Below are 23,376 nucleotides of genomic sequence, written 5' to 3'. Positions count from 1 at the left end.
ATGTTTTTTTAGAAGTTAGAATTTTGCCATAGAGCTATGAGATCATCAAGACTATCAAAGACCTGTTTCTCAAAATCAAAATTGTTTCCCTTTATCACCTGTTCATCAAATGGCAAAAAACGTGTAGGTTCGTCTATGTCGCCATATTCCTGTAAATCTTCATTAATGAACTGACACATGCATTCAAACAGATTTCCCTTGATGGATGCACAGAAAGAGACATAATTATCCATTGTTACATAATAACTGTCTTGTGCTTCCTCTTCCCTGAACCGTAAAGGGTAATATTTACGATCAAGGCGTTCTGTCGGGTATTTTGTATAAATCTTGTAAACCTCTTTCGCAATCTTTAGTGTCTTTTTATCGAAGTCGCTTTTTGCTTTAAAGGTTTTTAACCGAGTTTCAAAAGCAGTGAGATTCTCAGCATCAAAGATTTTAGTTTTCATTATATCGCCAACTGTTTTTGCATTTTTAAGTTCAGCGGAGATATCCTCGTCTTGGTCTTCGTCTTCCGATATCATTTCCTCGTACGATTCATAGGTCGAATTGAGGTAGCAATCATCGTTTCTGTAGTAAGGAATACCTAAAACCTTATAGAGATAGGAATAAATAGACAATAATAGTATGCCAGTTTGTGAGCTTTGATTTTCTTCCAATATGGTATGAAGCGGAATCACTGGTATATAGTATAAGGTCATACCAGTATTGAAGCGATCTTCATGGGCGAAGAATGTCCTATTGCGATGATGAATCAATCTGATTTCCTTCCAATCTAAGATGGTCTTTTTTAGCTTCGCTCTTAGATCAGCTAGCGCAGCAGAAATATTATAGGGGAAAGGCATTGCTTTGCTGTCCTGTACAGTAATACCATATTTCTCGGTGACTATGGAAAGGGAATCATAAAATTCCCTTTCTAATTTAGTTTTGTCACAGCCTTGTACGACTTCTGTTTCCTGCAATCTTGATAAGAACTTCATTCTTAAAAAGGCATTGGCAACATGGCAGGGGGGAGTGACTGACGTTTGTCCTTGCGGATCTCGCCTGCATCCTTTCTGCGTTTTAGCCAGTGGTCGTATTCCCCCAACGCTCGATGTAGCTGACGTTGTTGTTCTTTTCTCGGTAGTTTTACCGTGTCGGCATATTGTTTTTGCATGACTCATTGTATTAAAATTTTTAGTTAGCCTTTTGTCCCTATCACTGTTTCAAACCTGTAAACCACTTCGTCATCCTGAATAACAGGAGCAGAAATTTTTGCAGTGGTCAGAATGGGGTACATATTGGAATAGAAGAATAAAACATCCTGCTCTGCCCATTTTGGTTCAGGGTCAGAAAGTGGGATTTCATTTCCCTTATCAACGAGTATAAAAACCCTTTTTAGTTGTGTTGCTAGTACCATTGTTATCAAATTTTAGTTAAACATTTTCTACATCTGAATTTTCGTCCTGTTCATCAGCTTCATTGTTGCTGTGTGCGTTATTATTTCCGAACAAATCAGGCCAGATCTGCTGTTCATAATAGGACTGTCTATTTTTGATGAATTCAGCATGTTCAGGGTATTCGGATGCTTTGGGAAGTGCTGACCATGCATCGCTATATTTTCCCTGTTTTTCGAGATCACCCGCCTTTTTCATTGCCTCTTCATATTTTTGAACCCGTTTGTCCGTTCCACCCTGTGGCTTTCCCGTTTTGGCTTTCTCCCTTTGAGATTTGGCAGTGATATTTTCCAGTGATTTCATGTATTCATCCATATTGTCAATAATTTCCCCTGCTTTTGTGAGTGGTGTTGTTATTCGCTCGAAATAGCAGTTATCAAGATCCTCCGCTGTTGCTGACAGATTATAGGGAATGATGAGATTTTTATTTGCATCAACAGGAGATAGGGGACGAACCAATGTCGAAACAATCAGGTTATTTTCTGCCCCTTTAGCTATTGTAAGCACAATCTGTCCGTTGATGTCCAGTTGTGCAAGTTGTGTGAAAAAATTAGTTGGTTCCATAATTCATTTTTTTATCGATAACACGTTCAGTTATATATTCTTCCGAAAGACCGATTTTTCTTAAGTGGTCTTCAAATTCCTTCATTTCCCTGTTAAATTCAGCTATTCCCTCATCACCTGCAAGTAAAAGCTTCTGTGCAGTTCCTGCCTTTAGTGCTTTTGTAATTTTTGAATGCAGTTCTTTGATATGTCTGCGTTGGTCTGAAAGTTTTCGTATTTCCAGTGTGAAATTTTTGTACTGTGTCAAAACATCGAGATACATAAAAGCTTCTGCGATTTCTGATTTTCTGTAGTGTTCTACAAATCGGTTATACAACCAATCTGCAAACTTGTATTTTGCTAGAATGTCCATTGCTTATAATTTAATGATGGTGTTCTTTATATTTTTGTCATAATTCATTCGGTAGCCATTAGCCTGAATGATTTTTTCGAGATCGTCCCTTACGGTTTGCAGGGTGATCGTGTCCTTTTCTGAAATGTTCAGAACATGAAGTAAACCGAATTTTTTTATCATTTCTGAAATGATGCACAAAGCCTGATATTCTGTATCAATGTTATTTTTCATGATCCTGTACATTAAGTATTTCTAAGTAGCTTGTATAGCGTGCAGTTAAATCTTTACCTTTTCTAAATCGCTCTGTACGGTAGTTAAAATTTTCCTCGAACATTGTAACTGTTTTAGTGATAAGGTTGATGTAGTATCTATACGATGCATTTGCCCGTCTTTCGTCCATTGTGCAGTGCTTTTTGATTAATGAAAGCTCCCTTTTGCTATTGCTGAGTGCTAGTAATTGCGAAAAAATTTCCTCTACGATATAGCCTTGTTCTGGTGCGCTCGAGCTGTCGGCAACGCAAACTATTTCTTCGCCGTTGCTTAAAGTGATATGAAGATTTGAACGTGTCATAATAATTAATTTTGAAAGGTTAATATTTCCTGAATCAGTTTCAGGTCGAACTCGGATGTCCTGAAATGCATATCCTCAAACGCTTGATAGCGAGCCATTCCATTGGAATGGACGAGTAATACATCGCTTTTTGTACAGCCTTTTTCATCGCATAATTGTTCGATTTCCTGTGGATCAGCTTCGACAAAAGTCAGTTCGTTTTCACCGAACCACTTTTCATAAAATGGAGCGCTAGTGGTTTTATGAATCAGAAATTGGACGGTATGTTCTTTTCGTGCGATATACCCCGCAATGGGGTTTATCCCTAGCATTTCTACCAGTTCCATTGTTTCTTTGGTCTTGGCAATCCAGTCGGCAGACAGGTTGATGATGGCAATTTCAAAATTGTACCGTCCAACCTCACTGTAGACCTTTAGAAACAGAAAGTCTGTTATTTTTGCTGTTTGTTTCATGACTCAGAATTTAAGTCGATCATGACAAGCCTACTATCTCCAAACAGAGAGTAAATTGCATATTTCAGCTTTTTACTGCATGCGGTCTCCTCTGTAAAATGAATCAGGGCGTTTATGCTAAACAGGGCATCATAACTGTCAAATAACTGATCCCTGAACGTCCGTGGATTTCTGTACAGTCTTGTACCATTGTTGGCAAATGTACGTTTACAGTTATCTACCAATCTGTACCAAAATTCTGCGGTTATCAGTCCCTCTGTCCATTGTGAATAGACGCATTCTTTCTTTTCGGTAAATCGCTCTACTTCCGTTTTGATGAATTCAGTTAATTGCTTGAGATCATCAGGAAATAGCTGTGCGAGCAGGTAGGCTCTATCGAGGTTTGACATTTTATCTAATGGTTTCATCTTGAATTATTTTTTCGTTTACAATTTGTCAGTGTTAAAATCTATTGTGACAATTTCTTCTTCTCCGAAATAGAGCGCTATGGCAGTTCTCAGGAGGTATGGGGCTTTACCCGAACTTGCATATCTGACAAAGCAGTGTATTGAAAATACGGCATTGTGCGCATAGAAAAACTGGTCGGCAAAGACCCTTGGATTACGGAACAGTGTTACGCTGAATTTTGCGATAATGTCCTCGGCACTTTGGATCAGATCAAACCAATAATCTGCTGTTGCGCTACATTGCTCCGGCCATGCTTGGCGTGTTGCTTCCTCTTTTTCCTTGAAATGTGCTATTTCAGACTTTATGAATAGGGTCAGTGCTTTAAGATCCTGCGGAAACAGTCTAGCGATTTCGTAGGCTCTTTGGGTATTGTTCATTTCGTGGAGTGCTTTCATGGTTTTGTGTTTAAAGGGTGGCAGTCCTGTACAGGCTGCCACCTTTGGTTAATGGATTACTTCAATTCAAATACATCTGCACCGATTTTCTCAAAGGAGGTGCATAGGTCGAATGCTTTCTGCGCTTTTGCCTGTGCAGTACCGCCCAGAACAATACTCTGTAATTTGGCTTCTGAATCCTTGTAGTTACGCACGTTTTGAAAATAGCCAGTAACAGCATTGTATGCCCCGAACAATGTCCCTTTTGTTGTCTCCATCTGTTGGGTATCGTTGATCATGGCGTATGCGAATGCATCGTCAACAGTGTTTTTGAACATGGTTGACAGTTCATCATCCGCACCTTTTTTCAACAGGTCAAAAGTTTCCTTATTTGGGCAAAGGGCAAGCTGTATGAGTTTACGGATTTCGCTGTCTTTTACTCTGATCTTCGTCCAATTGTTGAAAATGCCGTCCAGTTGCATGGTCATGGTGTTTGCCAGTCCCATAACTTTATGTGCATCGTTCAGGCGTTGTTTAGCTCCTGCTGTGTGCTTAATTCTAACTACATTGCTCATATTTCGGAGTGATGCATTGAGCGTATTTTGGCAAACAATGCGGATAGGGGTAAAGGCAGCGGTAATGCTTCCGCTTCCGTCATGCGAGGTAGTCAGGAAGATATATTTTTCGATCACATCATCCGAGTTGCCGATACGGATATAGTTCGGGAGCTTTGCAGTAATAAAAATACGTTCACCTTGACCGAGCGCACCTGCTGTTTCGTACAGGATGCCACTTCCACCACCTACAATGGAATCGAAAAATGTAAAAGCATCTTTATTCTGTACGATATGGTAGTCCTTGCCCACAACGCCCAGTACGGTATTGTTATCTGTACGGATATTGGCGAAATAGTTGGGCACTTCAATTTCTGTGTCCTGTATCACAATGCCGTCTGAAATCTGCACGATGCCTGAACCTTTTGTAAAAAGAGGGCTTTTTTCGACCTCGTAATCGAGCCCTGCGTGTTTGATCGCTCCTGCACTTGTGGGGTAGTCCTGAACAATCTGTCCTAGTCCGTGCCATGCTTTTTCCTTTACACTGAAAAATGAATATTTGCCCGTCCTGTTGTTGAAATTAAGATTATGTCCCATGATTTCTATTTTTAGTGGGTTAAAATGAATGTGAATTTTTGTCAATTGCATTGATTAGAAGGGGAGGTCGTCATCGTCCTTCCCTGTGGCAGTACTTTCGTTGTTGCTTTCAGTACTGTCCTGCACAGAATCATCATTCTTTGCGCTTCTCGCCAATGGCTTGATGGTGACAGTATGGAAATTCAGACCTGCCTTCGCTGTACCGTCTTTTGATTTCCACGCCCTTACGCTGATCTGTCCGGTTAGTTCGACTAGTAGCCCCTTTTGAAGCCACGTTACTGCTTTTGCTGTGCGCCAGTAGGCGCAGTCAAAATATGCGGTATGTTCTACCCGCTGTCCGTCCTTTTTGAAGCTGTCATTGACAGCGATGGAGAAGTTCACGACCTCTTTACCTTTTGGTGTTGTACTGACTTTTGCATCTGCTGTCAGCCTTCCTGTGATGTTCATAATTTTTTGTTTTAGTTGTTGTACAATCCTGTTGCGTTTGTCCGTCTTTCAGTCCTGCCGAGGCTCGGCCCCGAATCATTTTTTTCAAAAGAAAAAACAGGAAAAAAAAGAAAGTCAATCAGGACATCGGGCAATTGCTGTAGGCAAAAGGAAGCGGAATAAATGATGGGTTTAGCGGGGGGATGTGTTTATGCCGAACACTTTTGCGGCAAGTGGGCGGGATGCCCTATGTACCTTTGAATGTCTTTTTCGACTGTTCTTTTGACAAAAAGTGATTTCCCAAATTTTATAGATCAAAAAACAGCAACGGCTAAGAAGATCTATTATCATAGGGAATTGAAAGGTGGTTTAGCGAAGGAGAAAGCAGGGGACAGCTTTGAATTTTCTATACTGAGGGTACAGAAAGCTCTTTTACAGCAAGGCTTTAGACAAGGCAGTAAATGTGCTTTGCCGGTTGTGGGGAAAAGAATTTGGCAGTTTAGAAAAAAGGAACTTTAAGAGATATCTGCGTGAGTAATAGAAACGGCATCCTTTTGTAGGCAAAAGATACAGTGAATAGCACGACGTAGCTGTTCAGGCGGGGCTAGATAGGCGAACAGATTGGGCATGCCCATCGTGAAGAACTGCCTGCCACATCAGATGATGTAAGGGTTGCAGTTCTATACTTGATCTGTCAAATGATTATCTTTTAGTGGTATTTTTTTAAAGTAAAACATAGGTTCTTTCGATCACAGAAGCAATGACGGAACAATTGAATTCTTGTAATAATATCTTGGGGCATAGTTCATATCTAATAGGCATGGACAGATAGGCTGCGTTATTTCAGGGAACTGTTCATCGCTAAAAAACAAAACCTTAGTTTCGTTTTTATCCTTTAAAAACGGTGCGCAATTATAATTTTCCTTATCTCGTGAAAATATTTCAATAATCAAGGGACAATTTGATTTTTCAACCGTCATATATATAGATGTAAATAATTCAATAAAGAAAAACTATTTAAAGACGATGAAAAAAAACTATTGCCTTGTGGCTTTGTTTATCCTCATGTGTGGGTTCCAGAGCTGTAAAAAAGACCAAGTCAATACTTTTGGCGAAGGTGAAAGTACAAAACTGTCCCTAAAGGCGGCTTTTGACAAACAGTTTAGCAAGAGCGGCTATACATCAGAAGAAAAAAGTTTTAATGAAAATTTCAGAACGAAGATATTATGGGACAACATCGTGTACAGAACGGCAGATACTGCAATTATGAAGGTAAAGTTATTGGATGATGTAAGAATTTACACCAATGATTCAATCCCCATAAATTTGTCAGAAAATCTGATCGTTAAGGCAACAAAAAGACCTACGGGAGAATGGGAATTTGTGAAGGTCATTTTTCTGCCGGAATATGGAAAAGATCTTCCAGGAGGTTTTACAGGAAGAATTATTTCAGAGGGTTACTTTGACAAAAATTATATGGTCGCAAGGTATCTGGGGGGACAAGGTTACTTTGCTACCTTTAATGCAGGTAATACTTGGTCAGGCCAAAACCGTAATGTTAAATTGAAAGCAGAGGGACTGCCGGGAAATGATCCTTTATGTCAGCCAGAAGAAGATGGTGGTACCGTAACTGGATATGTTGAGGGCGAGGTGAATGTTGTTTGGCAAAGACCAACATCGACACCACCGGTATGTACTGATGATCCTCTTCCCACTGGCGGTGGAACTGGAGGTGGTGGAATTCCTAAGGATATAAATGCACTTACAACTGCAGAAGCTGAACTGCTAGCAAAATTGGAAGCTAGTTACAAAGGCCGTATGACCCCTGAGGAAATTGCTATATATGATAAAATGCCGATGCACGATCGATTATCTTATTTAATGAATGCAAAGGATGCCGAAGTTAAGGCGGCACAGTATTTTCCAAATGATTTGAAAAACGGAAAAGGAGATGCATTTAGGCATGCATTTTTCTCCGCATTAAATAGGACGAAACCGGCTATTATTTATAAGAAGTGGCTCACCCTTGGGAAGTGTTGCACAACGCAGGTTACGAAATAGATTTTGTAAGTCCGCAAGGTGGAAAAGCGCCAGTGGATGGTTTTAATTTGGAAGATACGGTAAACAAAAAGTTTTGGGAAGACAAAAAATACCGCACCAAAATTGAAAACACAATGAAACCAAACGAAGTAAAACCAAAGGAATACGCTGCCATTTTTTATGCAGGCGGACACGGTGCAATGTGGGATTTGGCAGACAACAAAGACCTTGCAAAAATCGCCCAAGAAATTTATGAAAACAATGGCATTGTAAGTGCGGTTTGCCACGGCCCGGCTGGCTTAGTAAATATAAAATTGAACAATGGTAAATATTTGGTAGATGGTAAAAAAATTAACGCATTTACCAACGAAGAAGAAACGGCCGTAAAATTAGAAAGCGTAGTTCCTTTTATGTTAGAAACAAAACTGATAGAACATGGTGCAATCTTTGAAAAATCGGGGCTTTGGCAAGAACACGTAACGGTTGACCAACGAGTAGTTACGGGGCAAAATCCACAATCGGCACACGCTGTTGGCGAAGCGATTTTAAAATTATTGAAAAAATAATTTGTTATTTATTGCCCAATGTTATTCGCAGCCCGACCTGAGTGGAGCTCTTTTTGCGAGGAGGAACGACAAGCAAAAAAGCGGGAACGGAGGACGGAAATAGCTGCCCAAATAAAAATAAATGATTTTGAAAAATAATACACAGCTTGGTTTTCTAATAATCGTTTTACTATTCATAAGTAATTCAGTTTTTGCACAAACTCAAAACAAAATAGAAATTGTAGCATCGTTTGCAACCGAACGTCCAGGCAATATTGCCGTGTCCGAAAAAGGCAGAGTTTTTATTACAATGAGTGACCCAACTGTTTCAAAGTTTGTTGTAAAAGAAATTTTATCTAACGGAAATCTGCAAAACTTTCCGGATAGTGTTTGGATTACAAAACCGCAACAATATTCCATAAGAGGGATTAGCAGAACTATCGGTATACAGGTTTCAAAAGAAATTTTGTGGGTATTGGATATTGGCGATAACAACAGCAATCCAAAACAAGCACCTAAACTAATTGGCTGGAATATCAATACAAAACAACTGCATAAGGTTTTTACTTTGCCAGATCCCGTTTTGCATCCATCATCTTTTTTGCAGGATTTTGTAATAGACGAAAAGCATCAGACCGCCATCATTGCAGATATGAGTTTGGGCGGATTGATTTACCCTTCTGTTCCTGCTTTTGTGATCATAGATTTGAAAACAGGGTATAGTCGCAGGGTTTTGGAAAATGACCAATCTTTTCAACCTACTGATGAAGACCTATTGATAAATGGACGTCCATTGAGCCATTCTTATCCCGATGGGAAAATTGTAAATCCACGTTATCCACTCAATCCCATTGCCATTGATGCGGAAATGAAATGGGTGTATTTTGGAGCTTTGGGTGGCGAAAAAATTTATCGAATTTCTACGGAAAGTTTAGCCGAAGAAAATTTGAATGACAGCCAATTATCCCAACAAATAGAATTTTATGCAACAAAGCCAAAATCGGATGGATTTAAAATAGACAACAAGGGACAGATTTATGTAACCGATGTAGAAAACAATGCCATCGGTATTTCTACGCCAAAAGGTTATTCCATTTTAGTACAAGACGATTTTTTAATTTCGTGGCCAGATGGTATTGCAATACACCCAAAGGGTTATCTGTACTTCACATCAAACCAATTACAAAACAAACCTTGGTGGAATAATGGGAAGGATGACAGCAAGCCACCGTACTATGTTTTAAGGTTTAAAATTGAGTAACCCAATCTATTATGTTTTTTATCAAAAGAAAAGATAAATATATTCAATCTCCAATTCCTTAACTCCGCTTCCAGATTGTATATTAGATTTGTAATATAAAGCAGAATTGATGTTAATAATCAATTCTGCTTTACTATTGTTGCGTTAATACAACTTTTCCCATAGGATTCCCTGATTCTGCATATTGGTGGGCTTTGGCAATCTGTTCAAATGAGAATTTATACTCATCAATCAACGGTCTTACTTTTCCCTGTTCCACCAGTTCGGTAATGTGTTTTAAGATTTGACCGTGTTCCTACTTTCCCGCTTCATCATTGTAAAGAATGGGAATAATCATATACACCGTATGAAATGCCAATGCCTTTTCATGAATTGACGGTACATCAATCATGTCCAGTGACAAGGTTGTTACAACCGTTCCCTTTATCTGTTTTACCTGATTTCTTGTGTAAGGAAGCTATGGACAATCATAATATCCTGAAAATTTGGGACGGCTATATACCCGTTGAAAATACACTATATTTTGGTAAACGAAAACAGTCCTTGTTTATGAAAGAAATAGAACTCATAGAAAAAATGTTGGTAGATGAGTTCCAGTAGTTTGCTTTTAAGCAGGGGTTACCCTTGTTGTACTAGATGCTGTAAGTTCGGGTCATTCTTTATGAGCTCTATATCGCTTTAAGGATATACAATAATCAATTTATCTGAATATAATTGCTTTAAATTTCTCATTTTATCTTACATTTCATCCTCCTCATCCATCTTTCTAATCAAAGCATCACGCAAACTATCCAGGAATTTAGTTCGGTTTACTTTTCGGGCTTTAAGTTCCATAAATGTATGGTAAAAGTCGCCTAAATCAATATCAAAAGAGTTTTCAAATGTCTTTGCAATATGCTTGATGTCTGCATTTCCGTTATCAATTAATCCGTGTGAGTATAAGGCGTAAATCAACTCTATCATAGCCGTTTTGCTACCTGTCCATTTTAAAAATGAGTTGTTGATTGACTTTTTTATTTGAGGGGTTTTAAATAGCTGTTCCTCTAGGTATAATTGAAGTAAGTCGTTAGCTAAAATCTTGGCTACTTTGTAATCATGAGATGTAGTAAAATTATGATCCGACTCAAAATAGTAGGTGTCTAAACTCAACTTAATGTCATATTTCCCCCGGACAAAATATTTATGGTCAAGATAAGTACTGTTAGTTCTGTAATACTTATAGAATTCAAGATTGTTGTCAAAATATTTTTTGAGCTTAGATAACTCTGTTTTAAGATATTTCTTTACAATTTTATCCCCTCCATAAGGCTTCTTTGCTTCTATTTTGTAAATAGCATTGTAATATATAAGTTTAGAAAGAAGTAAAGGCTTCAACTTTTTAAAAAAGTGAATTTCCTCTTCTAAATTGTTAAAACCTTTTTTTAATACTATATCTTTTACTTCTGATAGCTCTTTTAAGATTAATTCAATTATTACCTCAAAAAATAAAATTGAGCCATTATGCTCAACTGTGCAGTCTTGTATCTTACTATCAAGCTTTTCTATTATTTCATTGTATAGTTTTCTCATGATAATGCTTTTGTTTCGTATCAATATTTAAAATTGAGTGGTAATACTCAATTTTAATTGATCCTATCATACTTAACAATAAGCAAGTCTTTATAACTTGCTTATTGTTTAAATAGCAAATCATTGCCGTGGTATAAATAATGTCAGATAACTTATTTATTATACTATAAATTCGCCATTGAATTGAATCGCCACCATTTCACTTAGCAGTAAATTAGGTATTTCTGGTCCAATGCTAAAATCTTTACGGTTAACGCTTCCTGAAAGACTAAATCCTGCCGTTGTCTTTTGAGACATAGGATTTTCAGCTTTACCGTGGTAAAAAAGATCCATCGATATCGTTTTGGTGATATTTTTAATCGTCACATCAGCTTCAAGCGAATAATTACCGTGACCAATATTGATGATTTTCTTACTTATTATGGTTGCTTTAGGAAATTGCTCGACATTGAAAAAATCTGCTCCTTTTAAATGATGGTCCCTATCGTGTATTCGGGTATCCAAAGAATCTGTCAAAATTGTAGCTTCAATAGTCGCATCACTAAAATCTTCTGTTTTTGTTTCGATCTTGATTTCAAAATCCTTGAAGAATCCGCTCATCTCCGCAATGCCTAAATGTGAAATTGTAAATCCGGCTTCGGAATGTGCCTTATCGGCTTCCCATGTTTGATTGCTCATAATTTTCTTTCAATAAAATTAATCTTGATGAAGAGGAGATATATCCAAGTAAATTCTCATCGATTTGATTTCCTTGTCTAAATTCTTTTCAATGATTGTAACAGCTGGGATATGTACAATTTTGCTATCGATACGGGTGTAAGTCACGACACTTTCAACAGCGAAAGAATCATCGTTACCATAGACAGCTAACAATGAGTGCTCATAAGTATTTATCGTAGACCAGAAATGCTTGAACATATTGATGACATTTTCTCTGCCCACAACTGCCGGACGGTTACCAAATACCACCTCGCTATCTTCTGCATACAAAACTCTGTTAGGTGCTTCCTGCAGTCCATCAATTACCTGATATGCATTTTTCAACCAGTTGAAACCTTCTTCAGTTAATTGATTTGTTTTTAAATTGTCTGTTTTCATTTTTTTTGTTTTAAGATTGTTGTTAATTTATTTATTAGAAGAGCATTATTTTTGTGAAGACTCCTATGTTGTTCTCATTATGTTTTAATGGTCCATAATATTCTATGTTGGCTCCAACGCCAAAGGCAATTTCCTTGTAGCTTAAACCTGCCCGAGCTCTTATATAGCTCCGCCCGTGATCAGATATTTCCGTCATATGCGAGTACAATCCCTGAACACGGGTGTAAATGCTCCAGTTTTCATTGATTTTTGGTTTAAATTCTGTGAGAACTATTCCTTCAATATTGGGGTTTTGTTGCAGGTCTATCCTTGGTGATGCTATAATCAGCCACTTGTCATTTACGAAAGAATAGATCAGTCCAGCTGATGGACGTATACCCGTTACCGGTGTATAGTGGAAACCGGCATTCAATCTTAGCCCTTTAACCAGGTCCAATGTCAGGTTCGCCTGTGTCATAACATCATTCAGGTTTCTTTCACCCCAATCTGTGTTTAAATCTGTTACGCTGAAAAAACCAACTTGTGGCAGACTTTTTATTTTTTTGTCAATGATCATCTGAAAGGAGAGTCCCCTGCTTCCCACCATTGGCTCTACGTTGATGGGGGGATTATGAAACGAAGGGACTTCAGCATTTTGTCCGTATGAACGGATACTGACCGATATAAGAACCATGAAAATGAGATTGGTAATTATTGTGTTTTTTGCAATATTCATGTATGTATATTTTTATCTACCTATAAGCAATAGGTTTCCTGTCCGCTGTGTATACAGCAGTTTAGCTATGTTAAAATTTTAATTGATTTCCTAGTTAAAGGATGCCCTGAATTCCAATGGAGATAATTTGGTCTTTATCTTAAAAAGCTTATTGAACGACTGGGGATGTTCGAACCCAAGTTCATAGGCGATTTCGGCAACCGATAGTTCAGTGGTGGACAATCTTTCTTTTGCCTTCTCGATGACCTTCTCCTGAATGTGCTGTTGTGTGCTTTTCCCCGTAAGATGCTTCAACAAACCGCTGAGGTAACTTGGAGATACATTTACCTGCTCGGCAACGAATTTCACGGATGGCAGTCCTTTTTCAGCGAGATAGCCATTATTGAAATAAATTGTCAATACATCTTCGAGTTTTTCCAAAATTTTGTGGTTGCTGATTTTGCGGGTAATAAATTGCCGTTGGTAAAATCTTTCCGAATAATTCAAAAGCGTCTCCAATTGGGAAATGATAATGTTCTGGCTAAATCCATCAATATTGGAATGGTATTCCTGCTGAACATTTTTGATAACATTTGCTACGATATCTTCTTCCTTTTCCGAAAGAAATAAAGCTTCGTGCATAGCATATTGAAAAAAATCATATTTCTTGATGCCTTTTGCAAGAGAGGTATTCCATAGGAAATCCGGATGCACAAGAAGTATCCAGCCCGAATGATCGGTAACATTTCTCTCTTCTTTTTCAATTCTGAAAACCTGATTTGGGGCCATAAAAAACATGATGCCTTCGTCAAAATCAAAAGACTGCTGTCCATAAATTATCTTCACGCCTAGATCACGTTTGACGGTGATAGAGTAAAAATCCAATATCACCGGCTGTTCGGGCTTTGAAAGAGAATGGTTGATATGTCTGTAGTCTATTACACTAAGTAATGGGTTTTCCGGTTTTGGCAGACCCCAGAATTTATGAAATTCAGATATTGTTTTCAACCGTATTGGGTGCTTTATTTCCATAACCTAATCATTAATTTATAGTACAAATTTAGAAATAAACTAAGCTTTGAGAGTAGCCCAATCAACTTTTATTGTAGTCGAATATGAGCTAGACATGATATTTAAAATACTGAAAATTATCTGTTTAACAAAATAGTCCAACTTTTATTGAAAGCTGGACTATTTTACTTATCGGAAGATCTATCTGTATATTACTTTGTACTGTCTGTAACAACAACGAATTTTTCAAATTTCTCGTGTACAGTCCAAGTAGAGTTACGTCCTCCCTTTATGGAGATAACATCACCAGCTTTCATTTCTACCTGCTGTCCATCCTCCAATAGAATGGTTACGGAGCCTTTTATAACATACCAGGACTCATCACCCTCAAACCTGTACTTAAAAGTAGAAGGCTCTATACTCAGGAGCATTGCCTTATGCACGGGTGTTTTTGCACCAACAGCTCTGATAAGGTTGATCTTTACCTGCGGTTCTCCACTGATCTTATCTTCCGGATTTTCCGGATAGTCATACCAGTTTTCGGTAGCAGACACAGTTGTCTTTGTAATTATTGCGTTTAAATCCATTGTTTTTTATTATTTGAAAAATATGATACAAACTTCTTTCAGAATATGTGTTACCACTTAAACAAACCGTTTTCGGCTAAATTCATTGCTGGCATATAATCGCTTTTTGCATTTTCTTTAGGGATTATTTTTTCAATACGCTCCAAATCTTCCTTAATTAAGGTAAGATCAACTGCTTTCAAGGCATTCTGTACCTGTTCTGGTGTTCTGGAACCAACAAGCGCCATAATATCTTTTCCTTGTGACATTACCCAGGCGATAGCAAGTTGCGATAATGTAGCCCCTTTTTCTTTCGCAATTTCTTCCAGCGCATCTGATAGGGAAAGATTTTGGTTAAAATTCTCCAATGTGCTACCCGAAACCATATGCTTGATGTGATCTAATTTTGAGTTTGGATTTGAACCACCAATCATTCCGGATAATAAAACGCCAAAACCTACGACACCGATCCCTAATTCTCTTGCCGTTGGCAGAAGCTCATCCTCAATTTTTCTACCCATTAAAGAATAGGTAACTTCTACCAGACTGATCGGATGCGTTGCATTTGCGCTTCTCAACGTAGTTGCATCCACTTCTGAAATTCCTATGGTACGCACAAATCCTTTTTCCACCAACCTGGAAATCGCTCCGATGGTATCTTCAACAGGAACGTGCGGATTGATGCGACAAGGCTGATAAAGATCAATGTAATCCAAACCTAATCTTTTAAGCGAATAAGTAAGGTAGGTTTCGATTAATTCCGGACGTGAATCTATTCCGTACATTCCGCCGTCTGCTTTCAGCATCCCGCCAAATTTTACCGAAACAAAAGCATCATCTCTTTTACGGCCTTGTAAGGCTTCTCCAACAAGTATTTCACTTAGCCCCGCATCATAGAAATCGCCTGTATTGATAAAGTTGATACCGGCATCCAGTGCCGTATGTATAGCTCTGATTCCTTCATCTTTGTTAGCAGGCATGCGCATTGTACCTAATCCCAATTGGGAAATCCCCGTTTTGGTAATGCTGTTTTCCGGTATATTCAAATATTCCATATTTTATTGTTTTAAGAGTTTTGATATGCTTTTGCAAAATCCTTTGCAAAGTCTTCAATTTTTACTTTACCAAAAGTAATTTCCTGTTTATGTTTTACAAGGTCTTCATACAAAATTCCGCTATTCTTGGCTTCGTTCAATCTTGCAAAGCCATTCGCCGCTTGCGGGCTCATGCCAAATCCTTTATAGGATTCTTCCAAAGCTTCATGCGGAACAGTAATCCATTGGATTTCCTCTCCAATTGCCTCGCCGAGCATTTTTATCAGCTTTTCACTGCTTACTTCATCACTTACGATGTATCTTACTTTTCGCCCGCCAGATACTGACACTAATTCTTCCGCCGCCGCATCAGCAATATCCAAAGGTGAAGCCCAAGGCTCAGGTTCAATTGCGTGGTAGCTGGTAATTATAGCTTTTTGAGCTTTGATCGTTGGGATGAATGCCATAATGTTTGAGTAAAACGAAACCGGCCGTAATGTAGTGATTGCCACCTCCTGTGGTAGTTTTTTCAGTACCTGTTCTGCATAATAGTGGAAGGCCAACATGCCGTTTCCTGTGCTGGAATGTCCCCCGATACTGCTTAAATGAACAATTCTCTTTAAATCTGAATGTAAAACAGCTTGTGCATATTTCTCACAGATTTTCTCGTAGTGTTTAAGCATATCAACTGTTGGGTCAAACATATTGACTGTAGGCTCCATAAGGTATGCTACATCAACTCCTCTAAAAGTTTCGGTCAAAAAACCAACATCATCTATGCTTCCGATAGCAGATTTTGCACCCAAAGTTTCTATTTCATTTTGCTTATCTCTGTTACTGCTGATTACAGTCACATGGTGGCCATCGGCAATTAATTTTGTTGCAAGTGGCTTGCTTATCGGTCCCAATGAACCAGTTATAATTATTTTCATTTTTTCATTGTTTATTGTACAAAGTGCCGGAATATCCGGAAGGTGATTTTACACCTTCAGCTATTGATATATTCTGTTACCGTTTATTTTATCAGTTAATATTTTGATTACTAATTTTCGAATAGATAATCTAAATATGCGGTCGGATTTTTAATTATCCTGGCTTACCATTGGCGCATATTTATGCTTGTTTTCTACTATTGTCCAGATAATTATTGAAAAAAGGATGTATCCAATTATCCCTCCGGACACATCATAAGCCAAGTGGTGTACAGTGATGCCGAGCATTACCGGCAACAATAGAATTGCTCCCAACGCCCTTGTTTTAGGTAGAATAAGAAGAAGCCCGCCTACAATTTCCGTTATAGCAACCAAAGGCATAATCCATTTAACATTCATCAATGAACCAAATACTGACATCAATTCTTTTGACATCTGGGGCATGGGCATATAATGAAAGAAAATGTTGAGACCAGAATTGATCATCATTATACCACATAGGATGCATAATATTTTTAAAATCTTACTTGCCATTTTTATTTTTTTTAATTGTTATTAATTAAGTCGTTGTGCAATTTGTAGTTGCAAAGTTCCCTCATTATCAAGTAACAGGTGTAGCCCAATCAACTTTTGTTGTATCCATTTATATGGATTGTTCACGTATAGAAAAAGCAGATCGCGCATGTGCATAATCTGCTTTGTTTTCTTGTATTAGATAAGATTAAACCTCCACGATGACTTTCATGGCATTCTCTGTAGAGGCATTAAGAAATACTTCATAAGCTCTCTCAATTTCGTTTAACCCAAAACGATGGGTGATTAACTTATTAAGGGGAAGTTTATTGGTCGAGACAGTCTTGATGAGCATAGATGTCGTATTTGTGTTCACCAGTCCAGTTGTGATGGTAAGGTTTTTAATCCAGAGATCCTGGATTTGAAAATCAACTTTCTTTCCATGCACGCCCACATTTGCGATATTGCCTCCGGGTTTCACGATTTGCTGGCAAATATCCCAAGTCTGTGGAATACCCACAGCCTCTATAGCTACATCTACACCTTCATCCCCTACAATTTTTTTTATTTCTTCTAAAACATTCTGAGTAGCGGAATTGATGGTATGCGTTGCACCAATCTGTTTGGCAAGTTCCAGCCTGTTTTCATCGAGATCTATCATGATAATGGTTGCTGGAGAATAAAACTGAGAAGTTAGCAAAACAGACATCCCTACAGGACCTGCACCCACAATAGCAATAGCATCTCCCGGTTTGACATTTCCATATTGCACGCCAATTTCATGGCCTGTTGGAAGAATATCACTAAGCATCACGGCTATTTCATCATCTATTGAAGCAGGGATTTTATAAAGGCTATTGTCTGCATACGGAATTCTGGCATACTCTGCCTGTACTCCGTCGATCATATGTCCCAAAATCCAACCCCCATCCTTACAGTGGGAATACAGCTGTTTCTTGCAATACTCACAGGATCCGCAGGAAGTAATGCACGATATGATTACCTTATCTCCAACTTTAAACTGAGAAACGCCTTCACCAATTTCTTCAATGATACCAACCCCTTCGTGCCCAAGGATTATTCCTTCTTTCATGTATAGGTTTTTCCCTTTGTAAATCCCCAGATCAGTACCACAAATAGTCGTTTTCAGAATTTTTACAATAGCATCTGTTGATTTAATAATAGTGGGTTTCGGCTTTTCTTCCAATGAAATATTGTGGTCTCCATGATATACGAGTGCTTTCATAATATTGAATTTATGTATGTTTTACTGATTGATAAACCCCGAGCAGATATGTTTCAAGTAATGAGAGATGACCTCCCGGTAAATGGTATCCCTTCAGATAGGGATACTATAGTAAATTTCTGCAATCCATAAGAAAATAATGTATCTCAATCTACTTTTGTTGTATCTCAATCTGAGGTTATTCTAATTTTTGAAGCAATAAAAAAATCTCATAGTCTAATGTCCTGAAAGCAATCTATTTTTTCTCCAGCACTTTACTTTCCTTGATCACCACCTGACTTCCTTTTTCCCAAAAAGCACGTACCTTTCCCTGTATAAGCAGTTCTTCTCCTTTCGAATATTTTCGCAGTTTTAAATAGTCGAGCGTAGGAAGTACACAGAGTGCAAGGGTTTTTCCTGCTTTTTTATCAGAGAGTTCGATGGAAGGAAGTCCATAGATATCCGGACCGACATAGGTCACATATCCTTGAATTTCCACTATCTTTTCCCCATATTTTTTTAATGCTGTGCTCTCATCTTTTACAAAAGCGTTGTGAAGTTCTTTAAGGCTCATTGTTTTATCATTTTTGTTCGTAATGTCATTTTTTGGAGCCATACTAAAGGCTAGCCCCAGACAGCTTATTGCCAACAAAGCAATTTGGAGGGTGAAGTTTTTTATTTTGATACTCATCGTTTTTAAAATGGGTTTTTTGGAAGATTTTGTTGGTATGCTTCTTATACAGACAATAGGTTTACACATTTTCCGGCAAACGAAATTTCTCTTCAAGACTTTCAACAACCCTGTCAAAAACTGTTTCTTTTATACCTGGAATAGCTAATCCTTCTACACGGAACTCTTCCACATCTGTAATTCCAAAAAATGCAAGCTGGGCCCGCATAAGGTTCCCGGTAAAATCATTGTGAAGCTGATTTTCTACAGTATAGATATCGCCTGTAGCAATAGCGAGATATACTTTCTTATTTTCGATAAGGCCTACTGAGCCTTCGGGACTGTAGCGGAATGTTTTTCCAATGCGTGCAATAAAATCGATCCATGATTTGAGCATCGTTGGAATGGTAAGGTTGTACATCGAAATACCGATAACAATTACATTTGCATCCAGAATTTCCTGAATGAGTTCATCGGATAATTGAATTATTTTTTCCTTTTCTACCGTATCGGTTTCCTGATGGTTTGCAAATGCTTTTAAGTGAATTTCAGAGAAATGTGGTAATGCAGTTTCACGAAGATTTCTGGTAATCACAGTTGCTTTTGTGTTTCCCTTTAATTTGTCGATAATCAAACCTGCCAATCGCGTGCTGTGCGAGTTTTTTTCTTTTATACTGGAGGTAATCTGCAATATGTTCATCTTTATACTAATTTGATATTGCAAAATTCAAAAAAGGTCAACAGATGAATGTATCTAAATCTACTTTTGTTGTAGGTAGATTTATGAAGTGGCACTATTTGATCAGCTTGTTCAATCGGGTTACTACATCATACCAAAGCTTGTCTTTCATTATTTTTCTAAAGAAGCCGAAATGATCAATCTTTTTTAGTCCAAATTCCTTGGGTGTAAGCCTTGTATATGAAATCTCCTTTTCGCTTCGGATATTATTCCAGAATAGCTTTGTATTTTTTTCATTGGAGATTGTATCATCAGTCGTCCAATAGGTATGGATTGGAAATTTGAAGTTTTTGAAATGTCCGATGGGAACTGTCTTTCCATAAAAATTTTTGTCGAAGAAGTAGTTTTCTTTTTCCAGCCAGTCCCGCCATTCATAAACTACTTTTTTAGGAAGGTTTTCCATAAGCCCAAACTGCTTTGCTTTTACATAACCTGCAATCAGCACACTGAGTGGGGTAAAAATATAAAAATACAGATATGCCTTGATTCGATATTTAAAGGGCATATTGGGATAGTAGCCTGAAGATACCGCAAAATTGATCACTCCCTTAATGTCATCGAGATCGTCCATAAAGCCAACCTGCTGTCCTCCGGCACTATGGGCGACAATTAGAAATGGAAGATCGGGAAATTTTTCGTTTAGATACTTTTTGATTGCAGGCATATCCTTTGTGCCGTAATCGGAAAAGGTAAAGTCACATTCGCCCAAATTTTCCGTTGACGAATTTCCACTTCCCCTGTAATCCCACAAACAGCACAAATAACCACTTTCTGCCAGATAGTTGAGAAATGCCAGATACACCTCTTTTTTTGTTCCCGTACCACAGTTAAATTGTATTACAGCTTTAGGTGTTTCAGGAATGATTAGGATGCCATTCAGCTTTACTCCATCTTCACAAACTGTTTCAAAATTTTCTTTACTGATCATTATCGGACGTTTTTAGGAATTTGACGATCTTGTCCATTACAAAGACTTCTGTTAAAATCTTATAGTGGCCTGTGTTTTCAATTATTTCCAGTTGTGAACTCTTGCAGTTTTCATTCACTAATTCTGCTTGCTTAAGAGGGATTATCTTGTCGTTCCTGTCATGCAGGATCAGGACATTTTTTATAGATATATTTTTGACAAACTCACTCACTGCAATTGTTTGAATTTTTGTTTTTAACTCACGTTCCAGTTTGCGGATCAATGCCTTTTGTGCCTTTTCAGCGATGCCTACTTGAAATGAAATGTATTTTATCCTTTCCAGAAAAGAGTCGGGAGTAGTGATCATCACATATTTGTCGATGTCTAAATGCTGTCTTCTGCTCAGTGCATACGTTGTTACTACGGCCCCGAATGAATGGCTGATGATTTTTTTTGGGCTATATGTTTCTATAATTTGGATAATCAGGTCACTGAACTCCAGCAGATTGGTCTGTCCTTTTGTACTATAGCCGTGAGATGGCCCGTCAAAAGCCAGAACATAATACCCCTCATGCACCAACCTTGTAATAATATCTGCGAAATTTCCTGAATGCCCTTCCCATCCGTGGACTAACAAAATAAGCTCATTTGCCGGATTGCCCCATTTGTATAACTGTATGTCGAATCTCCCAAACCTGATATGTTGCTTCTCGGCTTTATCCAGTACATGCGATTCATGCAACCGTATTTTTTTTAGCTGTGGATTGGTGAGGATCTTATAAGCGTAAAATGCCATTGTCTCCGGAAAAACACGAGATCCATATGCTATGATTTTCTTTTTCATCTTGGACTTTTTAATTGATAGTAAGCTCTGCCAGTATCAAGCCTGTCATCTGATCGAACGACTCTTTACTTTTTTCGATTCTGGTTATTTGTATCAATGCCATTAGATTTGCAATGATCATCTTTGCCTTTAAAGGAACATCGGTCATTACCTTAATAGTATTTTGCGAATGTCCCTCTTCCAGAATAGAAGCCGTCCAGGCTATAACTTCATTGGAAAATTTTATAAGCTCTATTCTCAATGGTTCTTCTAACGTATTGATATCGGAAGTTAAGGCGCTGACGATACAAACCTTGTCGTCCTGCACCAGCCTTTTATAATAGAGAAAAAGTTTATTGAGCTTCTCAAGGGCATTTTTGTCTTTGGTTTTCTCAATTGTATCCGCCAGGGCTTTTGAGTGGCTCTGGACGATCGATATCCCCAGATCCGTCTTTGTAGGAAAATAATAATGTATAGAAGAGGTCTTGATCCCGATTTCCTCCGAAATGGCTTTGTAGCTAAAAGCATTATAACCCCGTTCAATAAGTTGCTTGTTGGCCGTGCCTACAATTAATTCTTTAGTATTCATATTGATACGGTTATTTTATCATTAATACTGTAACTCTATATATAGGATTTAAACTGTTATCAGAATAAAGAGTATCAATTTAAACCTATCTATCTATAGATAGGTAAATGTACAAAATAAATTTTACTAGATCAGTTGAACATGTTTAAAAAGATATCGATGTTTTATAATAGTTAGAATTTAAAGGATTGAAGCGGAAGTGTCTTGTCAGAAAGTCTGTCTCAATATTTATTGGATAAATCAAGTTGATAGTTGTTAATCTAAAATACTTGCAATTGATTGCCAAAATATTACACTCCTTTTGATATAAACGACTATTCTTTTTGAACAAATGTTGTAAACCAAGGTCGTTTTTCATACGCTTCAATTTCTGCCTAATGTCTAGCAATAAATAGCTGTTAAGATAGAAGACTACTAAATTTCGTCCTCTTCATCCATTTTTTTAAGCAGCCTTTCTCTAAGGCTGTCAAGGAATTTGGTACGGTTTATTTTTCGGGATTTAATTTCCATAAATGTGTGATAAAAGTCGCCTAAATCAACATTAAAAGCACGTTCAATTGTTTTTGCAATAATTTTAATATCTGCATTTCCATTGTCAAGCACACCTTGCGAATGTAGGGCGTAAATCAATTCTATTAATGCTGTTTTGCTCCCTGTCCAATTTAGTTTTGGCTGCTCTGTTGATTTATTTCGGTATACCGTGTTGTGAAGCTGGTCTTCAAGATAGACTTGTATCAGGTCGTTCGCCATAATCTTTGCTACTTTGTAATCGTGCGAAGTGGAAAAACTATGATCTGCCTCAAAATAAAACGTGTCTAAGCTTAGCTTAATATCGTATTTGCTCCTTACAAAGAGTTTTTCGTCAATAAAAGAATTATTGGTTCGGTAGTATTTATAAAATTCAAGGTTGTTGTCAAAATACTTTTTGAGCTTTCTCAGTTCATCATTCAGATATTTCTTAATAGGTTTTGCGCCATAAGGTTTTTTTGCCTCAATTTTATAAATAGCATTATAGTAGATGAGCTTGGAAACAATGGATGGTTTCTGATATTTAAAAAAATGAATTTCCTCACTAATATTCTTAAACCCTTTTTTTAAAACATGTTCTTTAATTTCAGATAGACGTTTTAGAATGATTTCTATTACGGCTTCAATCCGTTCTATGGAGTAATCCGCTTCAATTTCCAATTCCTTAGTTTCTGCTTCCAGCTTATATAGTGTTTCATTGTAAAAATTTTCCATTTCAATTATTTTGAAGTATTGGCGTTTGGGCTACTAACAGGAAAACCTAAATCCGTATGACTTAGACATCATCCGGTGTGTTGAATGGAAGAATAGCCAAGTATTTTCGAACTATTTTTTAGAAATGTCGTTTGTTCAGGGAATTAACCAGTATGCTTTATTTTAT

General features: G+C 37.7%; 32 protein-coding genes. 4 read left to right on the top strand and 28 right to left on the bottom strand.

Annotated features, from left to right (window positions below; all coding sequences use genetic code 11):
• Positions 1–8 precede the first annotated feature (8 nt).
• From DRF65_RS11200 to DRF65_RS11150, 11 genes are read right to left on the bottom strand one after another with little or no spacing between them, the layout of a single operon-like run.
• Complete coding sequence (locus DRF65_RS11200; RefSeq protein WP_123947324.1) at positions 9–1,160, bottom strand: hypothetical protein; 1,152 nt, start codon at positions 1,158–1,160, stop codon at positions 9–11.
• Between the two features lie 17 nt (positions 1,161–1,177).
• Positions 1,178–1,396: a PRTRC system protein C gene (locus DRF65_RS11195; RefSeq protein WP_115970843.1), complete on the bottom strand. Its 219-nt coding sequence runs from the start codon at positions 1,394–1,396 to the stop codon at positions 1,178–1,180.
• A 16-nt stretch (positions 1,397–1,412) separates the two neighbouring features.
• A complete protein-coding gene (locus DRF65_RS11190) occupies positions 1,413–1,997 on the bottom strand; it encodes a prtrc system protein e (RefSeq protein WP_115970842.1) in 585 nt (194 codons plus the stop codon).
• A complete protein-coding gene (locus DRF65_RS11185; RefSeq protein ID WP_115970841.1) occupies positions 1,984–2,349 on the bottom strand; it encodes a hypothetical protein in 366 nt (121 codons plus the stop codon). Before DRF65_RS11185 ends, DRF65_RS11190 begins: the two co-directional genes overlap by 14 nt.
• Positions 2,350–2,352: 3 nt before the next feature.
• A complete protein-coding gene (locus DRF65_RS11180; RefSeq protein WP_115970840.1) occupies positions 2,353–2,562 on the bottom strand; it encodes a hypothetical protein in 210 nt (69 codons plus the stop codon).
• Positions 2,552–2,902 carry a penicillin-binding protein gene (locus tag DRF65_RS11175; protein ID WP_115970839.1) on the bottom strand — a complete coding sequence of 117 codons (351 nt, stop codon included), beginning with the start codon at positions 2,900–2,902 and terminating at the stop codon, positions 2,552–2,554. Before DRF65_RS11175 ends, DRF65_RS11180 begins: the two co-directional genes overlap by 11 nt.
• A 5-nt stretch (positions 2,903–2,907) precedes the next feature.
• Positions 2,908–3,354: a hypothetical protein gene (locus DRF65_RS11170; RefSeq protein WP_115970838.1), complete on the bottom strand. Its 447-nt coding sequence runs from the start codon at positions 3,352–3,354 to the stop codon at positions 2,908–2,910.
• Positions 3,351–3,761: a hypothetical protein gene (locus DRF65_RS11165; RefSeq protein WP_115970837.1), complete on the bottom strand. Its 411-nt coding sequence runs from the start codon at positions 3,759–3,761 to the stop codon at positions 3,351–3,353. The genes DRF65_RS11170 and DRF65_RS11165 overlap by 4 nt, the downstream gene beginning before the upstream one ends.
• Positions 3,762–3,779: 18 nt before the next feature.
• Positions 3,780–4,196 (bottom strand): hypothetical protein, encoded by a 417-nt coding sequence (locus DRF65_RS11160; RefSeq protein WP_123947323.1) that lies wholly within the window; start codon positions 4,194–4,196, stop codon positions 3,780–3,782.
• Positions 4,197–4,252: 56 nt separating this feature from the next.
• On the bottom strand, positions 4,253–5,326 hold the full coding sequence (locus DRF65_RS11155) for a DUF932 domain-containing protein (protein WP_115970835.1): 1,074 nt from the start codon (positions 5,324–5,326) through the stop codon (positions 4,253–4,255).
• Positions 5,327–5,380: 54 nt separating this feature from the next.
• A complete protein-coding gene (locus DRF65_RS11150) occupies positions 5,381–5,773 on the bottom strand; it encodes a single-stranded DNA-binding protein (RefSeq protein WP_115970834.1) in 393 nt (130 codons plus the stop codon).
• 240 nt (positions 5,774–6,013) lie between these two features.
• Here DRF65_RS11150 and DRF65_RS11145 point away from each other — a divergent pair, with 240 nt between their 5' ends.
• From DRF65_RS11145 to DRF65_RS11130, 4 genes are all read left to right on the top strand, one after another.
• Positions 6,014–6,271 (top strand): hypothetical protein, encoded by a 258-nt coding sequence (locus DRF65_RS11145; protein ID WP_115970833.1) that lies wholly within the window; start codon positions 6,014–6,016, stop codon positions 6,269–6,271.
• Positions 6,272–6,817: 546 nt separating this feature from the next.
• Positions 6,818–7,813 carry a hypothetical protein gene (locus tag DRF65_RS11140; RefSeq protein WP_115970832.1) on the top strand — a complete coding sequence of 332 codons (996 nt, stop codon included), beginning with the start codon at positions 6,818–6,820 and terminating at the stop codon, positions 7,811–7,813.
• Entirely contained in the window at positions 7,768–8,358 is a 591-nt protein-coding gene (locus DRF65_RS11135) for a type 1 glutamine amidotransferase domain-containing protein (protein ID WP_115970831.1), read from the top strand. The genes DRF65_RS11140 and DRF65_RS11135 overlap by 46 nt, the downstream gene beginning before the upstream one ends.
• 127 nt (positions 8,359–8,485) lie before the next feature.
• Positions 8,486–9,598: an L-dopachrome tautomerase-related protein gene (locus tag DRF65_RS11130; protein ID WP_165852210.1), complete on the top strand. Its 1,113-nt coding sequence runs from the start codon at positions 8,486–8,488 to the stop codon at positions 9,596–9,598.
• A 133-nt stretch (positions 9,599–9,731) separates the two neighbouring features.
• Here the strand turns inward: DRF65_RS11130 and DRF65_RS11125 are convergent, their stop codons facing one another.
• From DRF65_RS11125 to DRF65_RS11040, 17 genes are all read right to left on the bottom strand, one after another.
• Complete coding sequence (locus DRF65_RS11125; RefSeq protein ID WP_115970829.1) at positions 9,732–9,881, bottom strand: zinc-binding dehydrogenase; 150 nt, start codon at positions 9,879–9,881, stop codon at positions 9,732–9,734.
• Between the two features lie 455 nt (positions 9,882–10,336).
• A complete protein-coding gene (locus DRF65_RS11115) occupies positions 10,337–11,167 on the bottom strand; it encodes an RteC domain-containing protein (RefSeq protein ID WP_115970827.1) in 831 nt (276 codons plus the stop codon).
• A gap of 159 nt (positions 11,168–11,326) precedes the next feature.
• On the bottom strand, positions 11,327–11,845 hold the full coding sequence (locus DRF65_RS11110) for a YceI family protein (RefSeq protein ID WP_115970826.1): 519 nt from the start codon (positions 11,843–11,845) through the stop codon (positions 11,327–11,329).
• Between the two features lie 18 nt (positions 11,846–11,863).
• Complete coding sequence (locus DRF65_RS11105; protein ID WP_115970825.1) at positions 11,864–12,265, bottom strand: nuclear transport factor 2 family protein; 402 nt, start codon at positions 12,263–12,265, stop codon at positions 11,864–11,866.
• Between the two features lie 34 nt (positions 12,266–12,299).
• A complete protein-coding gene (locus DRF65_RS28735) occupies positions 12,300–12,938 on the bottom strand; it encodes a hypothetical protein (protein ID WP_185148462.1) in 639 nt (212 codons plus the stop codon).
• A gap of 132 nt (positions 12,939–13,070) precedes the next feature.
• Positions 13,071–13,991, bottom strand: a complete 921-nt coding sequence (locus tag DRF65_RS11095) for a helix-turn-helix domain-containing protein (protein WP_115970824.1) — start codon at positions 13,989–13,991, stop codon at positions 13,071–13,073.
• A 191-nt stretch (positions 13,992–14,182) separates the two neighbouring features.
• A complete protein-coding gene (locus tag DRF65_RS11090; protein ID WP_115970823.1) occupies positions 14,183–14,557 on the bottom strand; it encodes a cupin domain-containing protein in 375 nt (124 codons plus the stop codon).
• A gap of 50 nt (positions 14,558–14,607) precedes the next feature.
• Positions 14,608–15,591, bottom strand: coding sequence for an aldo/keto reductase (locus DRF65_RS11085; protein WP_115970822.1), 984 nt, complete (start codon positions 15,589–15,591; stop codon positions 14,608–14,610).
• An 11-nt stretch (positions 15,592–15,602) separates the two neighbouring features.
• Complete coding sequence (locus DRF65_RS11080; protein ID WP_115970821.1) at positions 15,603–16,502, bottom strand: NmrA family NAD(P)-binding protein; 900 nt, start codon at positions 16,500–16,502, stop codon at positions 15,603–15,605.
• Between the two features lie 150 nt (positions 16,503–16,652).
• On the bottom strand, positions 16,653–17,036 hold the full coding sequence (locus DRF65_RS11075) for a DoxX family protein (protein ID WP_115970820.1): 384 nt from the start codon (positions 17,034–17,036) through the stop codon (positions 16,653–16,655).
• A gap of 187 nt (positions 17,037–17,223) precedes the next feature.
• Positions 17,224–18,261, bottom strand: a complete 1,038-nt coding sequence (locus DRF65_RS11070; RefSeq protein WP_115970819.1) for a zinc-dependent alcohol dehydrogenase family protein — start codon at positions 18,259–18,261, stop codon at positions 17,224–17,226.
• A gap of 235 nt (positions 18,262–18,496) precedes the next feature.
• Entirely contained in the window at positions 18,497–18,931 is a 435-nt protein-coding gene (locus tag DRF65_RS11065; RefSeq protein WP_165852208.1) for an OB-fold protein, read from the bottom strand.
• A gap of 61 nt (positions 18,932–18,992) precedes the next feature.
• Positions 18,993–19,610: an FMN-dependent NADH-azoreductase gene (locus tag DRF65_RS11060; RefSeq protein WP_115970817.1), complete on the bottom strand. Its 618-nt coding sequence runs from the start codon at positions 19,608–19,610 to the stop codon at positions 18,993–18,995.
• A 94-nt stretch (positions 19,611–19,704) separates the two neighbouring features.
• On the bottom strand, positions 19,705–20,577 hold the full coding sequence (locus tag DRF65_RS11055) for an alpha/beta hydrolase family protein (RefSeq protein WP_115970816.1): 873 nt from the start codon (positions 20,575–20,577) through the stop codon (positions 19,705–19,707).
• Entirely contained in the window at positions 20,567–21,400 is an 834-nt protein-coding gene (locus tag DRF65_RS11050) for an alpha/beta hydrolase (RefSeq protein ID WP_115970815.1), read from the bottom strand. Before DRF65_RS11050 ends, DRF65_RS11055 begins: the two co-directional genes overlap by 11 nt.
• A 10-nt stretch (positions 21,401–21,410) precedes the next feature.
• Positions 21,411–21,968, bottom strand: a complete 558-nt coding sequence (locus tag DRF65_RS11045) for a TetR/AcrR family transcriptional regulator (RefSeq protein WP_115970814.1) — start codon at positions 21,966–21,968, stop codon at positions 21,411–21,413.
• A 414-nt stretch (positions 21,969–22,382) separates the two neighbouring features.
• Positions 22,383–23,210 carry an RteC domain-containing protein gene (locus DRF65_RS11040; protein ID WP_115970813.1) on the bottom strand — a complete coding sequence of 276 codons (828 nt, stop codon included), beginning with the start codon at positions 23,208–23,210 and terminating at the stop codon, positions 22,383–22,385.
• Positions 23,211–23,376 lie beyond the last annotated feature (166 nt).

This window comes from Chryseobacterium pennae (assembly GCF_003385515.1).
GTDB classification, from domain to species: domain Bacteria; phylum Bacteroidota; class Bacteroidia; order Flavobacteriales; family Weeksellaceae; genus Chryseobacterium; species Chryseobacterium pennae.
Note: the sequence above shows the minus strand (reverse complement) of the source record. Positions and strands in the feature narration are given on the sequence as shown.